This window comes from Microbulbifer sp. (assembly GCF_051659245.1).
Lineage (GTDB): Bacteria > Pseudomonadota > Gammaproteobacteria > Pseudomonadales > Cellvibrionaceae > Microbulbifer.
This window is the reverse complement of record NZ_JBOFOC010000051.1, coordinates 1-16,005: the sequence shown is the minus strand read 5'-3', so window position 1 is coordinate 16,005 and position 16,005 is coordinate 1. Positions and strand designations below refer to the sequence as shown.

14 protein-coding genes are annotated in these 16,005 nt (G+C 59.9%); 2 read left to right on the top strand and 12 right to left on the bottom strand.

Features of this window, described 5'->3' with window-relative positions; all coding sequences use genetic code 11:
- Positions 1-43: 43 nt before the first annotated feature.
- The 12 genes from ACRC0P_RS05280 to ettA all read right to left on the bottom strand — a co-directional run bounded on the left by ACRC0P_RS05280 (position 44) and on the right by ettA (position 13,591).
- Positions 44-592 (bottom strand): thioredoxin family protein, encoded by a 549-nt coding sequence (locus ACRC0P_RS05280; RefSeq protein ID WP_438628739.1) that lies wholly within the window; start codon positions 590-592, stop codon positions 44-46.
- 82 nt (positions 593-674) lie between these two features.
- Positions 675-2,069: a sigma-54-dependent transcriptional regulator gene (locus ACRC0P_RS05275; RefSeq protein WP_438628738.1), complete on the bottom strand. Its 1,395-nt coding sequence runs from the start codon at positions 2,067-2,069 to the stop codon at positions 675-677.
- A complete protein-coding gene (locus ACRC0P_RS05270; protein WP_438628737.1) occupies positions 2,066-3,928 on the bottom strand; it encodes a sensor histidine kinase in 1,863 nt (620 codons plus the stop codon). The genes ACRC0P_RS05275 and ACRC0P_RS05270 overlap by 4 nt, the downstream gene beginning before the upstream one ends.
- Before the next feature lie 347 nt (positions 3,929-4,275).
- On the bottom strand, positions 4,276-5,673 hold the full coding sequence (locus tag ACRC0P_RS05265; RefSeq protein WP_438628736.1) for a TRAP transporter large permease: 1,398 nt from the start codon (positions 5,671-5,673) through the stop codon (positions 4,276-4,278).
- 2 nt (positions 5,674-5,675) lie between these two features.
- A complete protein-coding gene (locus tag ACRC0P_RS05260) occupies positions 5,676-6,260 on the bottom strand; it encodes a TRAP transporter small permease (RefSeq protein WP_438628735.1) in 585 nt (194 codons plus the stop codon).
- Between the two features lie 153 nt (positions 6,261-6,413).
- Positions 6,414-7,403 (bottom strand): TRAP transporter substrate-binding protein, encoded by a 990-nt coding sequence (locus tag ACRC0P_RS05255; protein ID WP_438628734.1) that lies wholly within the window; start codon positions 7,401-7,403, stop codon positions 6,414-6,416.
- A 48-nt stretch (positions 7,404-7,451) separates the two neighbouring features.
- Positions 7,452-8,753, bottom strand: coding sequence for an OprD family outer membrane porin (locus tag ACRC0P_RS05250; RefSeq protein ID WP_438628733.1), 1,302 nt, complete (start codon positions 8,751-8,753; stop codon positions 7,452-7,454).
- Positions 8,754-9,037: 284 nt separating this feature from the next.
- Positions 9,038-10,033, bottom strand: coding sequence for a questin oxidase family protein (locus tag ACRC0P_RS05245; RefSeq protein WP_438628732.1), 996 nt, complete (start codon positions 10,031-10,033; stop codon positions 9,038-9,040).
- A 179-nt stretch (positions 10,034-10,212) separates the two neighbouring features.
- Positions 10,213-10,599, bottom strand: coding sequence for a DUF5615 family PIN-like protein (locus ACRC0P_RS05240; protein ID WP_438628731.1), 387 nt, complete (start codon positions 10,597-10,599; stop codon positions 10,213-10,215).
- Positions 10,596-10,823, bottom strand: a complete 228-nt coding sequence (locus ACRC0P_RS05235; RefSeq protein ID WP_438628730.1) for a DUF433 domain-containing protein — start codon at positions 10,821-10,823, stop codon at positions 10,596-10,598. Before ACRC0P_RS05235 ends, ACRC0P_RS05240 begins: the two co-directional genes overlap by 4 nt.
- A 110-nt stretch (positions 10,824-10,933) precedes the next feature.
- Positions 10,934-11,743, bottom strand: a complete 810-nt coding sequence (locus ACRC0P_RS05230; protein ID WP_438628729.1) for an MOSC domain-containing protein — start codon at positions 11,741-11,743, stop codon at positions 10,934-10,936.
- 183 nt (positions 11,744-11,926) lie between these two features.
- Positions 11,927-13,591 carry an energy-dependent translational throttle protein EttA gene (gene ettA, locus ACRC0P_RS05225; RefSeq protein WP_438628728.1) on the bottom strand — a complete coding sequence of 555 codons (1,665 nt, stop codon included), beginning with the start codon at positions 13,589-13,591 and terminating at the stop codon, positions 11,927-11,929.
- Between the two features lie 213 nt (positions 13,592-13,804).
- Between ettA and ACRC0P_RS05220 the strand changes: the two genes are divergently transcribed.
- Entirely contained in the window at positions 13,805-14,908 is a 1,104-nt protein-coding gene (locus ACRC0P_RS05220) for an enoyl-CoA hydratase/isomerase family protein (protein WP_438628727.1), read from the top strand.
- 122 nt (positions 14,909-15,030) lie between these two features.
- Positions 15,031-15,933: a 3-hydroxyisobutyrate dehydrogenase gene (mmsB, locus tag ACRC0P_RS05215; RefSeq protein ID WP_438628726.1), complete on the top strand. Its 903-nt coding sequence runs from the start codon at positions 15,031-15,033 to the stop codon at positions 15,931-15,933.
- The last annotated feature ends 72 nt before the right edge of the window (positions 15,934-16,005 follow it).

The window sequence follows — 16,005 nt, the reverse complement described above, 5'->3', positions numbered from 1 at the left end:
GGGGCGGCCATCCGCTCATGGCCGCCCCGCCGCTCCTACCCAATCACTTCCACTTGATATTGCAACCCATAGAAGGAACCTGATCCTCGTCCGGCCGCTCCCCCGCCAGCACCGTATCCACCGCCGCACGCAGATCCCGCCCATTGACCGGCTCATTGTTACCCGGCCGGCTGTCGTCGAATTGTCCGCGGTACACCAGCTTCCTATTCTTATCAAACAAAAAGAAATCCGGCGTACAGGCCGCATCGAACGCCCGCGCCACTTCCTGGGTTTCGTCCACCAGGTAAGGGAATACATAGCCCCGGGCGGCAATTTCCTCCCGCATTTTCTCCGGGCTGTCATCCGGGTAGTTTGCGAAGTCATTGCTATTGATTGCCAGTATGGTCAATCCTGCCTTCTGGTACTCTCGTGCAAATTCGGACAGAGCGGGGGCGATATGCTTTACGTAGGGGCAGTGGTTGCAGATAAAGGCGACCAGTACAGGTTGCCCGGGGAGATCCCGACTGTAGTGAATGTTTCCCGCCGGATCGGGAAGGGAGAAATCGGGCATGGGGCTGCCGAGAGGGATCATGGAGGAAGGGGTTAGGGCCATGGCGATTGCCTCCTCTGTCAGTGGTACTTTGGGTCAACAGGATAACACTGACAGTCAGGTGTCTTGTAAGCCTTAATAGGCATCAACGGTCTCCGGTATCGGAAACAAAATCCCTCCGCTCCAACCCATACTTCTTCATCTTGTCATAAAGCGTCTTGCGAGGTAGCCCCAGGCTTACCATGCTGTCCTTGATGGATCCTTGGTGACGCCGCAATGTCTCCTCGATCAGAGAGCACTCGAACAGTTCAACACGCTCTTGCAGTGTTTGCTGACCATGCAGATCATCTCGCGAATCTGCAAACGAAGTACCGCCGTTCAGCGCACTTGCCCCGAGAAGCACATACCGCTCAGCCAGATTGCGCAACTCGCGCACATTCCCAGACCACTCCTGGCTTTTTAGCCGTGCCATGGTTTCCGCATTCAGGGGAATCAGCTCGCGATGGTGGCGGGCCGATGCCACCAGGGCGAAGTGCTGGAACAGGAGCGGAACATCCTCCCTGCGTTCCCGCAGTGGCGGTATGGGGATGGTGACCAGGTTGAGGCGGTAGTAGAGGTCGCGGCGGAATTTTCCGGAATCGCTCAGGGCGAGTAGATCCTCTTTGGTGGCGGCAATGACGCGGATATCCAGGGGGATCTGCTGGTTACTTCCCAAGCGCTCAACCTGGCGCTCTTCCAGAACGCGGAGCAGTTTTACCTGCAGCGTCAGCGGCATACTTTCGATTTCGTCGAGGAACAGAGTGCCGCCGTTGGCGTACTCGAATTTGCCGATGCGGCGTTTGTCGGCGCCGGTAAAGGCCCCGGCCTCGTAGCCGAACAGCTCGCTCTCGATGATACTTTCCGGCAGGGCGCCGCAGTTGATGGCGACAAAGTTTTTGTCCCGGCGGGCGCTGTGGTCGTGCAGATAGCGGGCTACGAGGTCCTTGCCGGTTCCGGTCTCGCCAAACAGTAGAATATCGGCGGGAGTGTCCAGTACCTGGTGGATAAGTTCCCGCATTTGGCGAATGGCGGGGGTATTGCCGAGAATACGGGGGCCGGGGGCGGCGAAGTTCTCCACCTCCGCCTTGAGTTTACGGTTTTCCAGTGTGAGTTGACGCTTTTCCAGTGCCCGGTGTACTACTTCCAGCAGGTGTTCGTTATCAAATGGTTTTTCAATAAAATCGTAAGCGCCGTTACGGATGGCATTGACGGCCATGGAGATATCGCCGTAACCGGTCAGTAGTATCACCGGCAGCCCCCGGTCGATTTTCAGTGTGTGTTCTGTCAGCGCGAGGCCATCCATGCCCGGCATATTGATATCGCTGATCAAAATTCCGGGCCATTCAGGTGTCAGCTTCGGGAGTACCTTTTCGGCTGAGTCGAAGGTTTCCACCGTATAGTCGTGTAGCTCCAGCAGCTGTCTGACCGCGTCGCGGATGTACTCTTCATCATCGACATAAGCGATTGGACCGCTCGGTGAGGTGGTGGACTCTGGGTTCATTGGCTTTCGCCTCTCCGGTTATTGGTTTTGGCCGCGGGCAGTTGTATACGGAAAACTGCTCCCCCGTCGGGGTGGTTGCGCGCGCTCAATTCGCCCTGCATGGATTCGATAATCTGGTAGGAAATGGACAGACCCAGACCCAGGCCCCGGTCTTCGCTCTTGGTGGTGAAGAAGGGCTCGAATATACGCTTCAGGTTGCTCTCCATAATACCGGGTCCGGAATCGTGGAATTCGATAATGATCCGGTTATCCTCGCGCCAGGATTCTATATTGAGCGTCTTTTGATCTTGATTTTCCACTGCCTGCATGGCGTTCGACAGGACGTTAACGATAACCTGTTCGAGACGGACCATATCCCCGAGTACGATAAGCTGTTCGTCATGGAAGCGCAGGTGGCAATCGATCCCAGCATTCCGGTAGGTCCTGTGCATAATGGCCATGGCGCCCCGCACACTTTCACGCAGGTCGATGGGGCTGAGCCTGCCCGGGCTATTTCGCGAGAACTCCTTATACTGCGCAATAATTTTTCCCATGCGCTCGCTGAGGGCATTGATCTGCAGCAGGTTTTCCCGGGCTTTGTCTGTATTGTCCCGGTCCAGGAGTGTGACTGCTGTCTGTGCATAGCTGCGCAATGCAGCCAGCGGTTGGTTGAGTTCGTGGTTGATACTGGCCGACAGACTTCCTATTACCGCCATCTTGGCGGTTTGTATCAATTCGTCCTGGGCGTGCTTTAACATCAGCCGTGCCTTTTCCTTCTCCTCCACTTCGGCAACCAGGCGCCGGTTGGTGGTTGTCAGGGCCTCCGTGCGTTTGCGGACCAGGCTTTCCAGTTCGTGGCGGGAACGCTGCAGTAACTTGAGAGTTTTGGCGCGCTTGCGGAGGTAAAGCAATACCATGACCACAAGCAGGTAGCAGGCCGCAGCGGTCAAGAGCAGGATAAAGCGCTGGCGCCGGACTTCTTCAAGGGTTGTCAATGTAACGGCCCGCCAGCCGACTACGGGCATGGACTTGGATTGGGCCAGAAAGCGGGCCCTCCTCTCCCGGGTGCTTCCGAAATCGAGCAGTTGAGATCCTTCTCTGGAGGGAAAGCTTGTCGGCCGCGCTTCAGTTACGTCCAGCTGGCCTATAGTCGTTCCCGCATACTGCTGATTTGTGGCCAGCTCACGGCGCTGGTCCGCCGTTAGCGGGTAGAGGGCATGCAATATCCAGTCGGGTTCGGATGAAAAGAAAATAATCCCGTTGTTGTCGATTACCAGGTATTTGAAGTTGCCTCCCCTTGCGGCGCGCAGCCATTCCCTTTCCAGGTTCTGGATGTTTATCTTTGTGACGATGACCCCTATCACATCATTATCGACAGTTAGTGGAGCGGCATAGTAATAGCCGCGCAATCCGGAGGTGGTGCCGAGAGCGTAATAGCGGCCGAAAAACCCGTTTTTGGCCTGTGTGAAGTAGGGGCGAAAGGAAAAGTTTTTACCGACAAAACTGGTAGGCTTTTGCCAGTTGCTGGCGGCGACGACGTCGCCCCCCGGGTCCATCAGGTAAATATCGGATGCACCGGTAATACCTTCAACTTCCTGGAGGTAGATATTTGCTTCATTCTGTAGCGAGGCAGTCGGCTTCTGCAGCAGGTTCTGAAGCAGGGTGTTGGTGGAAAGTACCTGGGGGATAGCTTCATATCTGCCCAATGCGCCTTCCAGGTAGGCCGTGAAGTTCTGCAGCTGAAAGTCCGATTCCCACTGCAGCCTCCGAAACGTTGCGGCGGTGCCCAGGCGCTGGGTGATAAACAGCGTCAGCAGAAATCCCACCACTGCCAGGGTGGAGACAAGAATACGTAGAATGTAGGTGCGGGTTGTGGTCACTCTGGCTGTGTTCACTCGGCGGTGACGATATTGCTCTGTAGGAGCGGCCGCTCCTACAGGGAGGGAGTAGTTACCCGGATAAAGCATTTCGTCACCGTAATCTATCAGTAACTCCAGTTTCGGGGTTCAACCGTAGAGTGCGCCGTGCGCACCGCTCCAGGGCTGGTGGGAGCCCCAAGCTTATTGGTGCGCACGGCGCACCCTACGGCTGTCCCGGAAGCGCTCCCCCGGTTTTCGCCTTTACAGGTCCTCGAACCCCGAAACTTGAGTCAGTAAAAAGGCCGCCCGGTTCGGGAGGGCATGGACAGCTGGGTCCTTTTCCTTCTTCCGGCCGGGTCTGGCGAGGGTTAGCCACCCCCCGAATAGCCGAAATACCCGGGCAGTACCAGCGAGATTTGCGGTACATAGGTGATTAATAACAGAAACAGCAGCAACAATGCCAGCCAGGGAGCGGCGGCACCGATCACCCAGCCGATCCCGCGGTTGGTAATACCGGCGGTCACAAAGAGGTTCAGGCCCACTGGTGGCGTCAGCATGCCGATCTCCATGTTCACCACCATGATGATTCCCAGATGGATGGGATCGATTCCCAACTGGGTGGCGATTGGAAACAGGATCGGGGCCAGAATCAGCAGAATGGCCGTAGGCTCCATAAAGTTCCCGGCCATCAGCAGCAGGATGTTGACGATAATCAGAAAGCCCCAGGCCGGCAGTCCCCACTGAATAATGGTTTCGGCGATGGCGTGGGGGATGCGCTCCGTGGTCAGTACGTGGGCAAACAGCATGGCGTTGGCGATGATGAACAGCAGCATCAGCGAGACTTTGGCGGCGTCCAGCAGTACTTTCCTGACTTCTTCGTCCGTGCTGGCGCGGGGGAGGGCCAGGGCGATGCCGCCGATATTGCGATACAGCGTCCGGCTAAAGGACTCTCCCGTCTTACGCCAGGGGACCCCCTTGAGGGGGCCGATATCGCGGTAGCCCACGACGGCCACAAAAAAGGCGTATACGGCGGCCACGGCAGCCGCTTCGGTGGGGCTCGCCACACCGCCGTAGATGGAGCCGAGCACGATGATGATCAGCATCAGGCCGCCCAGGGCCTTGATGCCGGAGCGGGAGAGCTGGCCGATGCCAGGGAAGGGGCGCGAAGGCAGCTTTTTGATGCGGGCCAGAATATAGATGGCGATCATCAGAATGCCCCCCATCATCAGCCCGGGGATCAGCCCGGCCATAAACAGCCTTGCGGCCGAGACCTCTGTGGCGGCGGCGTAGACCAGCATGACGATGGATGGCGGGATCAGGATTCCCAGAGTTCCCGCGTTGGCGATCACACCGGCGGCGTACTTTTCGGGATAGCCGGCCCGTACCATGCCGGCAATGACGATGGAGCCGATTGCCGCTACCGTAGCGGGGGAAGAGCCGGATACGGCGGCAAAGAGCATACAGGCCAGAACGGAGGCCATTGCCAAGCCTCCGCGAATATGCCCGATCGAATCCATCGCAAAATTGATCATCCGGCGGGCCACGCCGCCGGTGGACAGGAATGCCGATGACAGAATGAAGAACGGAATGGCGAGCAGCGTGTAGTGCTCGGAGGTGGCTTCAAAGAATTTCAGCGCGACCGATGCCAGTGAGTCGTTGGAAAATATCAGGATGGTCAATACGCTGGAAAACCCCAGGGCAATGGCAATGGGCATGCCCAGCAGCATGCAGATGAAAAGTACCAGGAAGAGAGTTGCAATAGTCATGTTCAGGCGCCCTCGGCCAGTGCGGCATTAAGTTTCGGGGAGGGGCGATCGAGAGTAGTGTTTTCCTTGTCTGCCAGTTGCAGACTCTCTTTCACTTCGTCGGTGCGGCTGAAGCCGTCAGCTGTACCGCTGATAATTTCCCACAACAGGTGTAACAGGCGCAGGGCCATAAGGCCGAATCCGAACAGTAGTATGCTGGTGACCGACCACTTCGGCAGAGGCAGGTCTTCCATTTCCAATCCGATCATGTGCAGTTTGTCCACGTAAACCCACCCCCCGTACATAATCAGGCCGCAGTAGGTCAGGCAGATCAGTACGGCGATGGCGGTACAAATGCGGCGCCCGGTGCGGGGGAGGAGGCGCACCAGGGCGTCCACGCCGATATGGGCGCCGATTTTCAGACCGTAGGACATGCCGAAAAGCACGAACCAGGCTGATACTGTCAGGGTGAGTTCTCCGATCCACATGACACCGACGCCGAATCCGAAACGCAACACGACTTCGACAAAGACCAGCAGGGTCATGGCAACCAGCAGTGCACTGATGCACCCTTCTTCAAGGCGCTCGATAAAGTTTTTTATAATCACGACTATAAATTCTCCAGGCTGTGCCGGCCCGCTATTAACCCGGTAACCAAATAGCTGTAGGGTGCGCCGTGCGCACCGTTTGAGTCGGTGCGGGCTTCCGCGCTTTCCGGTGCGCACGGCGCACCCTACGATCTCTGTTGCGGAGATGTGCAGCTATTGATTGGATGCTACCGCGGCGGCAATCAGGTCCCGTCCGATCTGCTTTTCGAACTGCTTCCATACCGGCCGCATGCTCTCTACCCATTGCTCACGCTGGCCGGCGGTCAGTGGTAACACTTTGGTCTGGCCGGAGGCTATGATGGCTTCTTTGTCCTCCTGGCCCTTGAGGTCAGCTATCTTGTTGCCATAGGCAATGGATTCATCCAGTGCCTTCTCGATTTCCGGGCGCAAGTCGTCCGGCAGGCCTTGCCAGAACTCGGCGGAAGTGACCACCAGATAGTCGAGAACCCCGTGATTGGTTTCGGTGATATAGGGCTGGACTTCAAAGAATTTCTTGGAGTAGATATTCGACCAGCTGTTCTCCTGCCCGTCGATAGCCTTGGTCTGCAGTAAGGTGAATACTTCGGAGAAAGGCTTCTTCACGGGAATGGCATCGACGGTTTCGAATTGGGCGGCTAGCACGTCCGAGGTCATGATACGGAATTTCCTGCCCTCGGCATCCCGGGGTTCACGGATGGGGGAGTTGGCGCTCAGCTGTTTCATGCCGTTGTGCAGGTAGCCGAGGCCGACCAGCCCTTTTTTCTCCAACGAACCCAGTATTTTCTGGCCCGCCGGGCTTTGCTGGAAGCGGTCCACGGCTTCCATGTCCTGGAACAGAAACGGCAGGTCGAACACCTGCAGCTGGTCGGTAAATTTCTGGAATTTCGATACCGAGGGCGCGGCCAGTTGCACGTCACCGAGCAGCAGTGCCTCCAGTACCTTGTTGTCGCCGAACAGCTGGGCATTGGGGAATACCTGGACAGACACCCGGCCGGGGAAGCGCTTTTCCACCAGCTCCTTGAAGTGAATGGCCATCTGGCCCTTGGGAGTATTCTCTGCCACGACGTGGGAAAATTTGATTTCGATCGGGGCGGAAAACGCTGTGAGGCTGAAGGCGCACAATACGGTGGCTGCGCCTGCTTTGATCAGGTTGCGAATGGACATAATGTTTCCTCTCTATCGCGTTGTTTATTGCTATGGTTGCGGGGCCGGTCAGAATTTGTAGACGTAGTCCATGTAGAAGCGGTTATCGAACTCGTCCTCCTTGACCTGCGCGACCGTGCCCGTTTCATCCGAGTGGTAGTCGTGGGCAATCCAGCGAAGGCTCAGGCCTTTCACGTTGGGTAGGCTCCATTTGACATCCAGCTCCGTATACCACTCGTCGGCTATGCCCAGAGATTTATCCACGGTGTTCTCCGCACCTTCGCCGCAGGTGTAGCTCAGCTTGGTGGTAAGTCCGGGAACCAGGTCCGTCCAGTTGTAGGCCGTGCGCAGCTGCCAGATATCTTCATTTTTCCCGGTCAGGTCGGGTGCGATGACCGAGCGGGTGGGAAAGGGGTTGCGGCCGTGGTCGCCGGTGAAGTTGTCCTCGAGCCAGACATCGTCGCGGATCGCGGTAAAGGCGCCGCCCAGGGTCAGGTTGCCGCGTTTCCACTCCGCGTCGACATAGGCAGCGCGAGCGTGGTTCTCCGGTTCGACGCCGTCGGCATAGTCCATTTCGCCTTTTTCGGCGCCGACTGCGAAAAGTTCGCCGTCGTCGTCGGAAGTGAAATAACCACCGCTCAGCTCGAGACTGGAATCCCCCAGCGGCAGCTGGTAACCGAGGCGCAGGCCGCGTTTTTGCAGGTAATCCTTGCTGTTCAGCTGTTCGACCCCGGCGGTGAAGTTGCCGCGTTGATATTTGGCGCCGAAGACGCTGATGTAGTCTATGGCGCCGGTTTCGGTAATATCCGTGCGGAAACCTTCGAAGTGATCGTCGTGCCGGCTGGACCACTGGTCGACACGCACGCCGTAGAGTTCGAAATCGGCCAGCTTTCCATTGATGCTGACGCCGCTGTAGGAGCTGGGAATGGCGCGCGTTCCGGAGGAGGAGAGCAGCATGGTCTTGACCACCTGGCGGCCGATTTTCGCGCTCACGCGGTCGGCGAGGTTGAGTTTCAGGTAGGCCTGGCCAATCTTGGAGAAAGCGTTGTCCAGCTCGCCGTCGTTGGTGCGGGTGAGTATGTCATTGCTCACCGCGCCGGAGGAGGCCAGTTCCTGCACGTGGTAGCCGGTCACATCAAAGCCGATCAGGTTTCCCAGGTGGCCCGAGCTGTAACCCAGTTCCAGGCCCATCGCCGACTGTTCGCGGTCCTTGCTGTCGTTTTCGTAGTCGCGGTCAAAATGGATGCCGCGGACCTTGGCGTTGACGCTGCCGTCTTCCCAAAGACCGTCTTCCGCGAAGGCGGGGGTGGCGGCCAGCAGGCAGAGGGAAGTGGCACTCAGGGCCAATGGCAGGCGAATTATTCTCATCATTGCTCTCCCGGTATTTGTTATTAGATACCCGGTGCGTTGGCGTTGTTATGGCGACCGGGTACCTGTGGTAAGAGCAAGAGCCATACCAGCTGCTGAAATTTCTCTTTTTCTCTATAGAAATCAAAGTATTAGAGAAGAAACCAAGCCGCGGGCTGGTGTCGAAATGGGTGGCTGTTCACCCATCGGTCTTGGGAAAATGGGTGGGATTACGCCAATCGGTACCACACCCGGCCCCCCGCCGCTCCTACAGGGTGAGTAGTTACACTTCAAACAGGCTCTAAGGATCAGGCGGCCCGGGGCTTTTTTATATGGTTTACGGCGTGGGCCGCTGCGTAGCGGTAATCTTCAAGGCCGTATTGCTCAAACTCCCGGGAGCAGCTGTAAGCCAATTTCACCACATGATCGTCGCTGCTGAGGCGGGCTTTTTTTCTGATTTCCTTCCAGCTTGGAATATCTCCGGTTTCCGTCGGTACCTGGATCTCTTTCGGCCCGGTACTTAAATAAGCCGCCACAAATCCTGTCCAGAAATAGCGCAATGCGGGTTCAGGTTCCGGGCAATAGGGCAATACCAGCCGCAGAGCATGGCATCCGGTTACCCCGTGCAGCAGGGTGAAATCCCCGGTGCCCCGATAGGCATCGATGGCCACCCGTGCAATATCCTCCAGTGCCAATTGCTCCGGTTGTATCGGGGTATCCAACCACCCGTGCTGCTGTGTCACCGAAAACATATGGTCGGAAATATTTCCCGGTGCCAGGGAGATCAGCGGATAGCGCTCTGCCAGTAGCGGTGGTATTTCCCTGGCGGGCACCGGGATCTGTTCCCTGCTGGCCAGCAGTGTGTGGTATTCCAGGTTCCAGTAGGCCAGCCCGGTAGCGATTTCCTGTTGGTGCTCTGCGTCTATGCCGTAGGCGGTGCGGATCAGCGGGTGGAAGGCGGCGGTGGCGATGGCCGGGAGCAGTGGCGGCAGCTCGCGGCGCAGGCATTCCTCGATGTCGTGTTCCTTTATCTGCAACTCATAGTAGCGCAGGGCGCTGGGATAGAGTTCCTCCCGGTTGCGGCATTCGGCGATACGGACGGACGGGGCTGGCGGTGGCAGTTGCGGTCTTTCCAGGTAGGGAATGCAGCGTTCGAAGGCGCGCTTCAGTTGCCTGCGGCTGGCGCCCATCTTGTCCAGGGCGATCAGCACCATTGGCAGGTGATTGGCGAGACGGTCGCCATAACTAACATGGTATCGACTGGCGGCCTCCAGCAGTTCCGCGCAGTAGCGGGTAATGCTCATAAATGATGCCCCTCTGGCGCAGTGATCCCTCCCTTCAATTCTGTTTAAGTATATTGTGGCGGGCGCCTGGACGCTAAGCAGCGGGGTTGGCCTTAAGGGATTTGCTTTCTGGGTGAGCGGTGGAGCCTGCCGTGGCTCGTCCCCTGAACTGGCACTTTCCGCTCCTAGTACCTTTCGGTTCAGGAGTGGATTTTTGAAACCGGTAGATAGCGCACTCGGATATTCTTGTCGTTAACCGTAATCATGGCGCCTTCGCCGTTCCGCAGCTTCTCGCCGATTATGGGCCAGATATCGAGCAGGAGCTGTGCTACATCCGCTCCCTTTAATCCTTCTCTGCGTATGCGGATTACCGAGGGTGCGTGCAAATCATTGACAGCGAGCAGCATATGGAAATCTGCATCCAGTGTAACGCAGATACGGCCCTTGTCCGCTGAGTAGTCCAGTATTTCTCGATCGCTTGCCCTCTGCATGCCCACCGAACTTACATGAATGGCATCCCAGCCTGCTGCTGCCAGGAGGCTGGCTGCGGAAAAGGGGATACCCTGGTCAAGCAGGAGTTTGCTCAAGCTGCCCCCAGCTTGATCACTTCGTCGTCCAGATTATGGGCTGCCAGCTCCAGTGCTTGGCGGATGTCCTCTTTTTCGAGGCCGGGGTATTCGGCGATAACCTCTTCCCAATTGGAGTAGGTGGCGAGGGCTTCGAGAACGCGGCGTACGGTAAGTCGCATTCCGCGTATGCAGGGCTGGCCGTTCATTACGGCGGGATCTATGGTGATGCGGTCGAGTCGCATGAGAGGGCTCCGGTGGAATTCGTGTCCCCTTAAGCTTACCAGACCGGCTAATCCGCTGCGCCGTGGAAGATTGTCCATTTCCGATTGAATGAGAGCGCCCGTGGGTTCGGTTACTCGACTTCCACTTGGTCTCCCAGCTTTACGGTGGCTCCCGCCGGGTCGCTAAGGCGCGGCGCCAGGTTCTGACCAAAGTAGACCTGGCCGTCCTCACCGCGCCGGTAGCGCGCCAGGGTGCGCAACGGTTCCTTGGTGGGCTGGCCGGTGTCCGGGTCCAGTCCGGGGATCGCGCAGCGGCTGCAGGGGTGGGTGCCCTCCAGTTCCAGCGGACCCCCAGCGGTGTGAATGCGGATCAGGCGCCAGTCATCTTCGGCAAAGGGCTTGCTGCCTTCGATGACCAGGTTGGGGCGGAAACGCAGCATGGATACCGGTTCCTCCAGGCGCCCGTTGAGATCGTCCAGGGATGCCTGGCCGATCAGCAGCAACGGCGCGCCGTCGGCGAAGCCCACCTGGATACCGCCGCGGGGAGGTGGCAGGGGGCGGCGGTATTCGCTGCCCATGGCAACCAGGCGCACCGGGGTCTGCAACTGCTCACTCAGCCATTCGGCGGCGCTGTTGCCGGCGTCGCGGGCGGTGCAGGTGTCTCTCCAGACGCGCACCTGGCGCAATGGGGCGGAGCCGTCCGGCCGGGATACCTCGATAGTATCGCCGTTCTCGTTGCGGATGCTGACCCCGGCCCCGGTGGCGGTGGCCCGCAGCCTGGCCATAGTGCGCAGGCGGCGCTGGGTGACGAATTGGTTGTCGCTGTCCACCAGCATCCAGCGGCGATCCCCGACGGCGCCGAAGCGGTCCAGGGTCAGGGATTCGCCGCGGTGGCCCTGCAGGGATTTGACGGGGAAGTGGTAGAGGGCGGAGATATGCATGGTGTTTTGTGTTTTTGGCTGAGTTCATAGGGGGCGGCCCTGCGGCCCGCTTGCCGAGCTGGAGCTCGGCGTTCCCAGGGGGGGCTGCGGCTCGGATGCGGAGCTGGAGCCTTCAGCGCCCCAAAACTAAAAGCTCGGCGTTCCCGGGATAAACAAAGCCCGCATTGCGCGGGCTTGTTTTTATCAGGTTTTGAGTTTCTTGTACTGCATCCGGTGCGGCGTGGCCTCTTCGCCTTTGCGCTGGATGAAGTCCTCGTGGTACTCGGTGTAGTTGCCCTCGAAGAAGACCGCTTCGCTCCCGCCCTCGTAAGCGAGGATATGGGTGGCCACCCGGTCCAGGAACCAGCGGTCGTGGGAGATCACCAGGGCGCAGCCGGGGAAGTTGAGCAGGGCTTCCTCCAGCGCGCGCAGGGTTTCGATGTCCAGGTCGTTGGAGGGTTCGTCCAGCAGCAGCACGTTGGCGCCCTGCTTTAACGTGTACGCCAGGTGCAAACGGCCGCGCTCGCCACCGGAGAGTTCGCCCACGCGTTTTTGCTGGTCGCTGCCCTTGAAGTTGAAGCGCCCGACGTAGTTGCGCGAGCCCACTTCGTAGTTGTTGATCTTCAGCATATCGTGGCCGTCGGAAATGGCTTCCCACACGGTCTTGTTGTCGTCCAGGTTTTCGCGGCCCTGCTCGACGTAGGCGACCTGTACCGTCTCTCCGATCTTGATATTACCGCTGTCCGGCTGCTCGGTACCGTTGATCATGCGGAACAGGGTGGATTTGCCCGCGCCGTTGCCGCCGACGATGCCCACGATCGCGCCGTTGGGCACGCGGAAGGACAGGTTTTCGATCAGCAGGCGGTCGCCGAAGCCCTTGTTCACACTCTCGAATTCGATCACGTTGTCCCCCAGGCGCTCGCCGGGCGGGATGTAGATCTCGTTGGTCTCGTTGCGGGCCTGGAAATCCTGGGACTGCATCTCCTCCAGGCGCGCGAGGCGCGCCTTGTTTTTGGACTGGCGGCCCTTGGGATTCTGGCGCGCCCACTCCAGTTCTTTCTGCATGGCCTTGGCGCGGGCCTGCTCGCCGCGCTGCTCCTGTGCCAGGCGCTTTTCCTTCTGCTCCAGCCAGGTGGTGTAGTTGCCCTCCCAGGGAATACCGTGGCCGCGGTCCAGTTCCAGGATCCAGCCGGCCACATTGTCGAGGAAGTAGCGGTCGTGGGTGATGGCCACCACGGTGCCGTTGAAGTCGTGCAGGAAGCGCTCCAGCCAGTAGACGCTCTCCGCGTCCAGGTGGTTGGTGGGCTCGTCCAGCAGCAGCATGTCCGGGCGCGACAGCAGCAGGCGGCACAGGGCCACACGGCGCTTCTCGCCGCCGGAGAGGTTGTTCACGTCTGCGTCCCAGGGCGGCAGGCGCAGGGCGTCGGCGGCCACTTCCAGGCGGTGCTCCAGGTTGTGGGCGTCCCAGGCCTGGATGATGTCCTCGAACTGCTGCTGTTTCTTGGCCAGGGCGTCGAAGTCGGCATCCGGCTCGGCGTAGTCGGCGTAGACCTGTTCCAGCCCGGCCAGCGCGTCGATAGCCTCGCGCATGCCGTCCTCGACGTTGCCGCGCACATCCTTGGCCGGGTCCAGCTGCGGCTCCTGGGGCAGGTAGCCCACCTTGATCCCGGGCATGGCCCGGGCCTCGCCGTTATAGTCCTGGTCCACGCCGGCCATGATGCGCAGCAGGGTGGATTTGCCGGCGCCGTTCAGGCCCAGCACGCCGATCTTGGCGCCGGGGAAGAAGGACAGGGAGATGTCCTTGAGAATTTCGCGCTTGGGCGGCACTACCTTGCCCACCCGGTTCATGGTGTATACGTATTCGGCCATTTAAGGTTCCAGTAAACAGAGTTGGAATCGGTCAGAATTTGCGCGCAACTTATCAGGTTGATGGAAAAGTGCAACCGGGCACTTTTGGCCAAAAGCCCGCCGATAATCAGTCGTGGGCGGCTAGCTGCGGGCGGCCAGCCGAGGGCGGCGCAGCTGACGCGGGTGCCTATCTGTGTTTAACTGCTATTGGAATTTTTACCCTAAGAGAGAAAAATGGATCAGAACTCTCCGGTACTCTTCTCCCGCCGCGGCGCCCTGGCAGTCGCCACTCTCAATTTGCCCAAAGCACTGAACGCGCTCAACCTGGATATGATCCGGCTGCTGTCCCGGCAACTGGACGACTGGGCCGCGGATGACAGCGTGGCCTGTGTGTGGATAGACGGCAGCGGCGATCGGGGGTTCTGCGCCGGCGGCGATGTGGTGAGCCTTTACCGGGAGTCCAGCGGCTACGGCGAGGCGCCGCGCTACGACTACACCACCGAGTTCTTTTCCTGCGAATACCGGCTGGACCACAAAATTCACACTTATACGAAACCCGTCGTGGTCTGGGGAAGCGGCATAGTGATGGGCGGGGGCATCGGCATTATGGCCGGCGCCAGCCACCGGATCGCCACCGACACCACCCGCATGGCCATGCCCGAGGTGACCATCGGCCTGCTTCCGGACGTGGGCGGCAGCTGGTTCCTGAGCCGTATGCCCGGCCGCCTGGGCCTCTTCCTGGGCCTGAGCGGGGCCCAGTTCAACGGCGCCGATGCACTGTTTGCCGGGCTGGCGGACCGCCTGCTGCCGAGCGGCGGCAGGGAGACCGCCCTGGAGCGATTGGAAGCGCTGCCGTATACCGCCTCGGCGGAGTCCGACCATCGCCTGGTGAGCGACTGTCTCAAGGAGCTGGAATTGCCCCGGGAGGAGCGCCCGAAATCGGTGCTGCGCGAGCACTTCGACCAGATCCAGGCGCTCACCGACTACGCCAGCCTGCCGGAGGTCTGCCGGGCCATTACCGGCTATAAAGGAGAGGACCCCTGGCTGCAAAAGGCCGCCGCCACCCTGTCGGCGGGTTCCCCGCTGACGCCCTGGGTTGTCTGGGAGCAGCTGCGCCGGGGCCGCCACCTGTCCCTCGCCGAGGTGTTTCGCATGGAGCTGGTATTGGCGGTCAACCTCTGCGCCAGCGGCCACTTCAGGGAGGGCGTGCGCGCTCTGCTGATCGACAAGGACCGCGAGCCCAGGTGGCAGCCGGCCAGCCTGGAGGAGATTACCCCGGAGGAGGTGGAGAAATGCTTCGTCCCTCCCTGGGCCCAGAATCCGCTTTTTGACTTGTAGGAGCGGGGGGGCGGCCATCCGCCCATGCCCGCGATCGGCACTGGCTACGAAGCTGGTACGATCGCGGGCATGGCCCGCTCCTACGGGGAACACAGAACCATAACAAAAAGGGAGTTAACACAGTGGAGAAAGTCTCTTTTATCGGCCTCGGCAACATGGGCGGCCCCATGGCCGCCAACCTGGTCAAGGCCGGCTTCCGGGTCACCGCTTTCGATCTGTCGGAACCGGCGCTGGCACAAGCGGTGGAGAACGGTTGTGAGCGCGGGGAGAGCGCGCAGCAGGCGGTGCAGGGAGCCGATGCGGTCATTTCCATGCTGACCACCGGCGATGCGGTAAAAGGGCTCTACCTGGGTGCGCGGGGACTGCTGCAGGCGCTCGATCCGCGGACCCTGGTAATCGACAGCTCCACCATCTCTGCCAACGACGCGCGCCAGTTGATCGCCGCCGCGGCCAGCCGGGATATCCGCGCCATCGACGCCCCAGTCTCCGGCGGCACCGCGGCGGCAGCCGCCGGAACTCTGTCCTTTATGTGCGGAGGGGATACCCAGGCGGTGGAGGCGGCGCGGCCGCTGCTGGACGCCATGGGGGCCAGTCTCTTCCACGCCGGCCCCGCCGGCGCCGGCCAGATCGCCAAGATCTGTAACAATATGCTGCTCGCGATCCATATGATCGGCACCGCCGAGGCGCTGCAGATGGGGGTGGACAACGGCCTGGACCCCAAGGTGCTCTCGGATATCATACGCGCCAGTTCCGGTGGCAACTGGTCGCTGGAAAAATACAATCCCTATCCGGGCGTGATGGACGGCGTGCCCGCCTCCAGCGGTTACGCCGGCGGTTTTTCAGTGGCGTTGATGCTCAAGGATCTGGGGTTGGCGATGGACACCGCCGCCGGCAGCGCCTCTTCCACCCCTCTCGGCGCGCTGGCGAAAAATCTCTACCAGCTGCACGGCAGCAGCGAGGAGAACCGGCGATTGGATTTCTCCAGTATTCAGAACCTGTTCCGGCGGCCGGCGGGGAAGGGGTGACGGCAGGTCAGTGTAGGAGCGGGCCATGCCCGCGATCAATCCAGCTTCGTGGCATAGTCCGATCGCGGGCAT

Coding starts and splice junctions, on each gene's coding strand:
- ACRC0P_RS05250 (WP_438628733.1), bottom strand. CDS start 8,753: ATGATGAGAATAATTCGCCTGCCATTGGCCCTGAGTGCCACTTCCCTC.
- ACRC0P_RS05265 (WP_438628736.1), bottom strand. CDS start 5,673: ATGACTATTGCAACTCTCTTCCTGGTACTTTTCATCTGCATGCTGCTG.
- ACRC0P_RS05235 (WP_438628730.1), bottom strand. CDS start 10,823: ATGCGACTCGACCGCATCACCATAGATCCCGCCGTAATGAACGGCCAG.
- ACRC0P_RS05245 (WP_438628732.1), bottom strand. CDS start 10,033: ATGAGCATTACCCGCTACTGCGCGGAACTGCTGGAGGCCGCCAGTCGA.
- ACRC0P_RS05230 (WP_438628729.1), bottom strand. CDS start 11,743: ATGCATATCTCCGCCCTCTACCACTTCCCCGTCAAATCCCTGCAGGGC.
- ettA (WP_438628728.1), bottom strand. CDS start 13,591: ATGGCCGAATACGTATACACCATGAACCGGGTGGGCAAGGTAGTGCCG.
- ACRC0P_RS05275 (WP_438628738.1), bottom strand. CDS start 2,069: ATGAACCCAGAGTCCACCACCTCACCGAGCGGTCCAATCGCTTATGTC.
- ACRC0P_RS05280 (WP_438628739.1), bottom strand. CDS start 592: ATGGCCCTAACCCCTTCCTCCATGATCCCTCTCGGCAGCCCCATGCCC.
- ACRC0P_RS05220 (WP_438628727.1), top strand. CDS start 13,805: ATGGATCAGAACTCTCCGGTACTCTTCTCCCGCCGCGGCGCCCTGGCA.
- ACRC0P_RS05255 (WP_438628734.1), bottom strand. CDS start 7,403: ATGTCCATTCGCAACCTGATCAAAGCAGGCGCAGCCACCGTATTGTGC.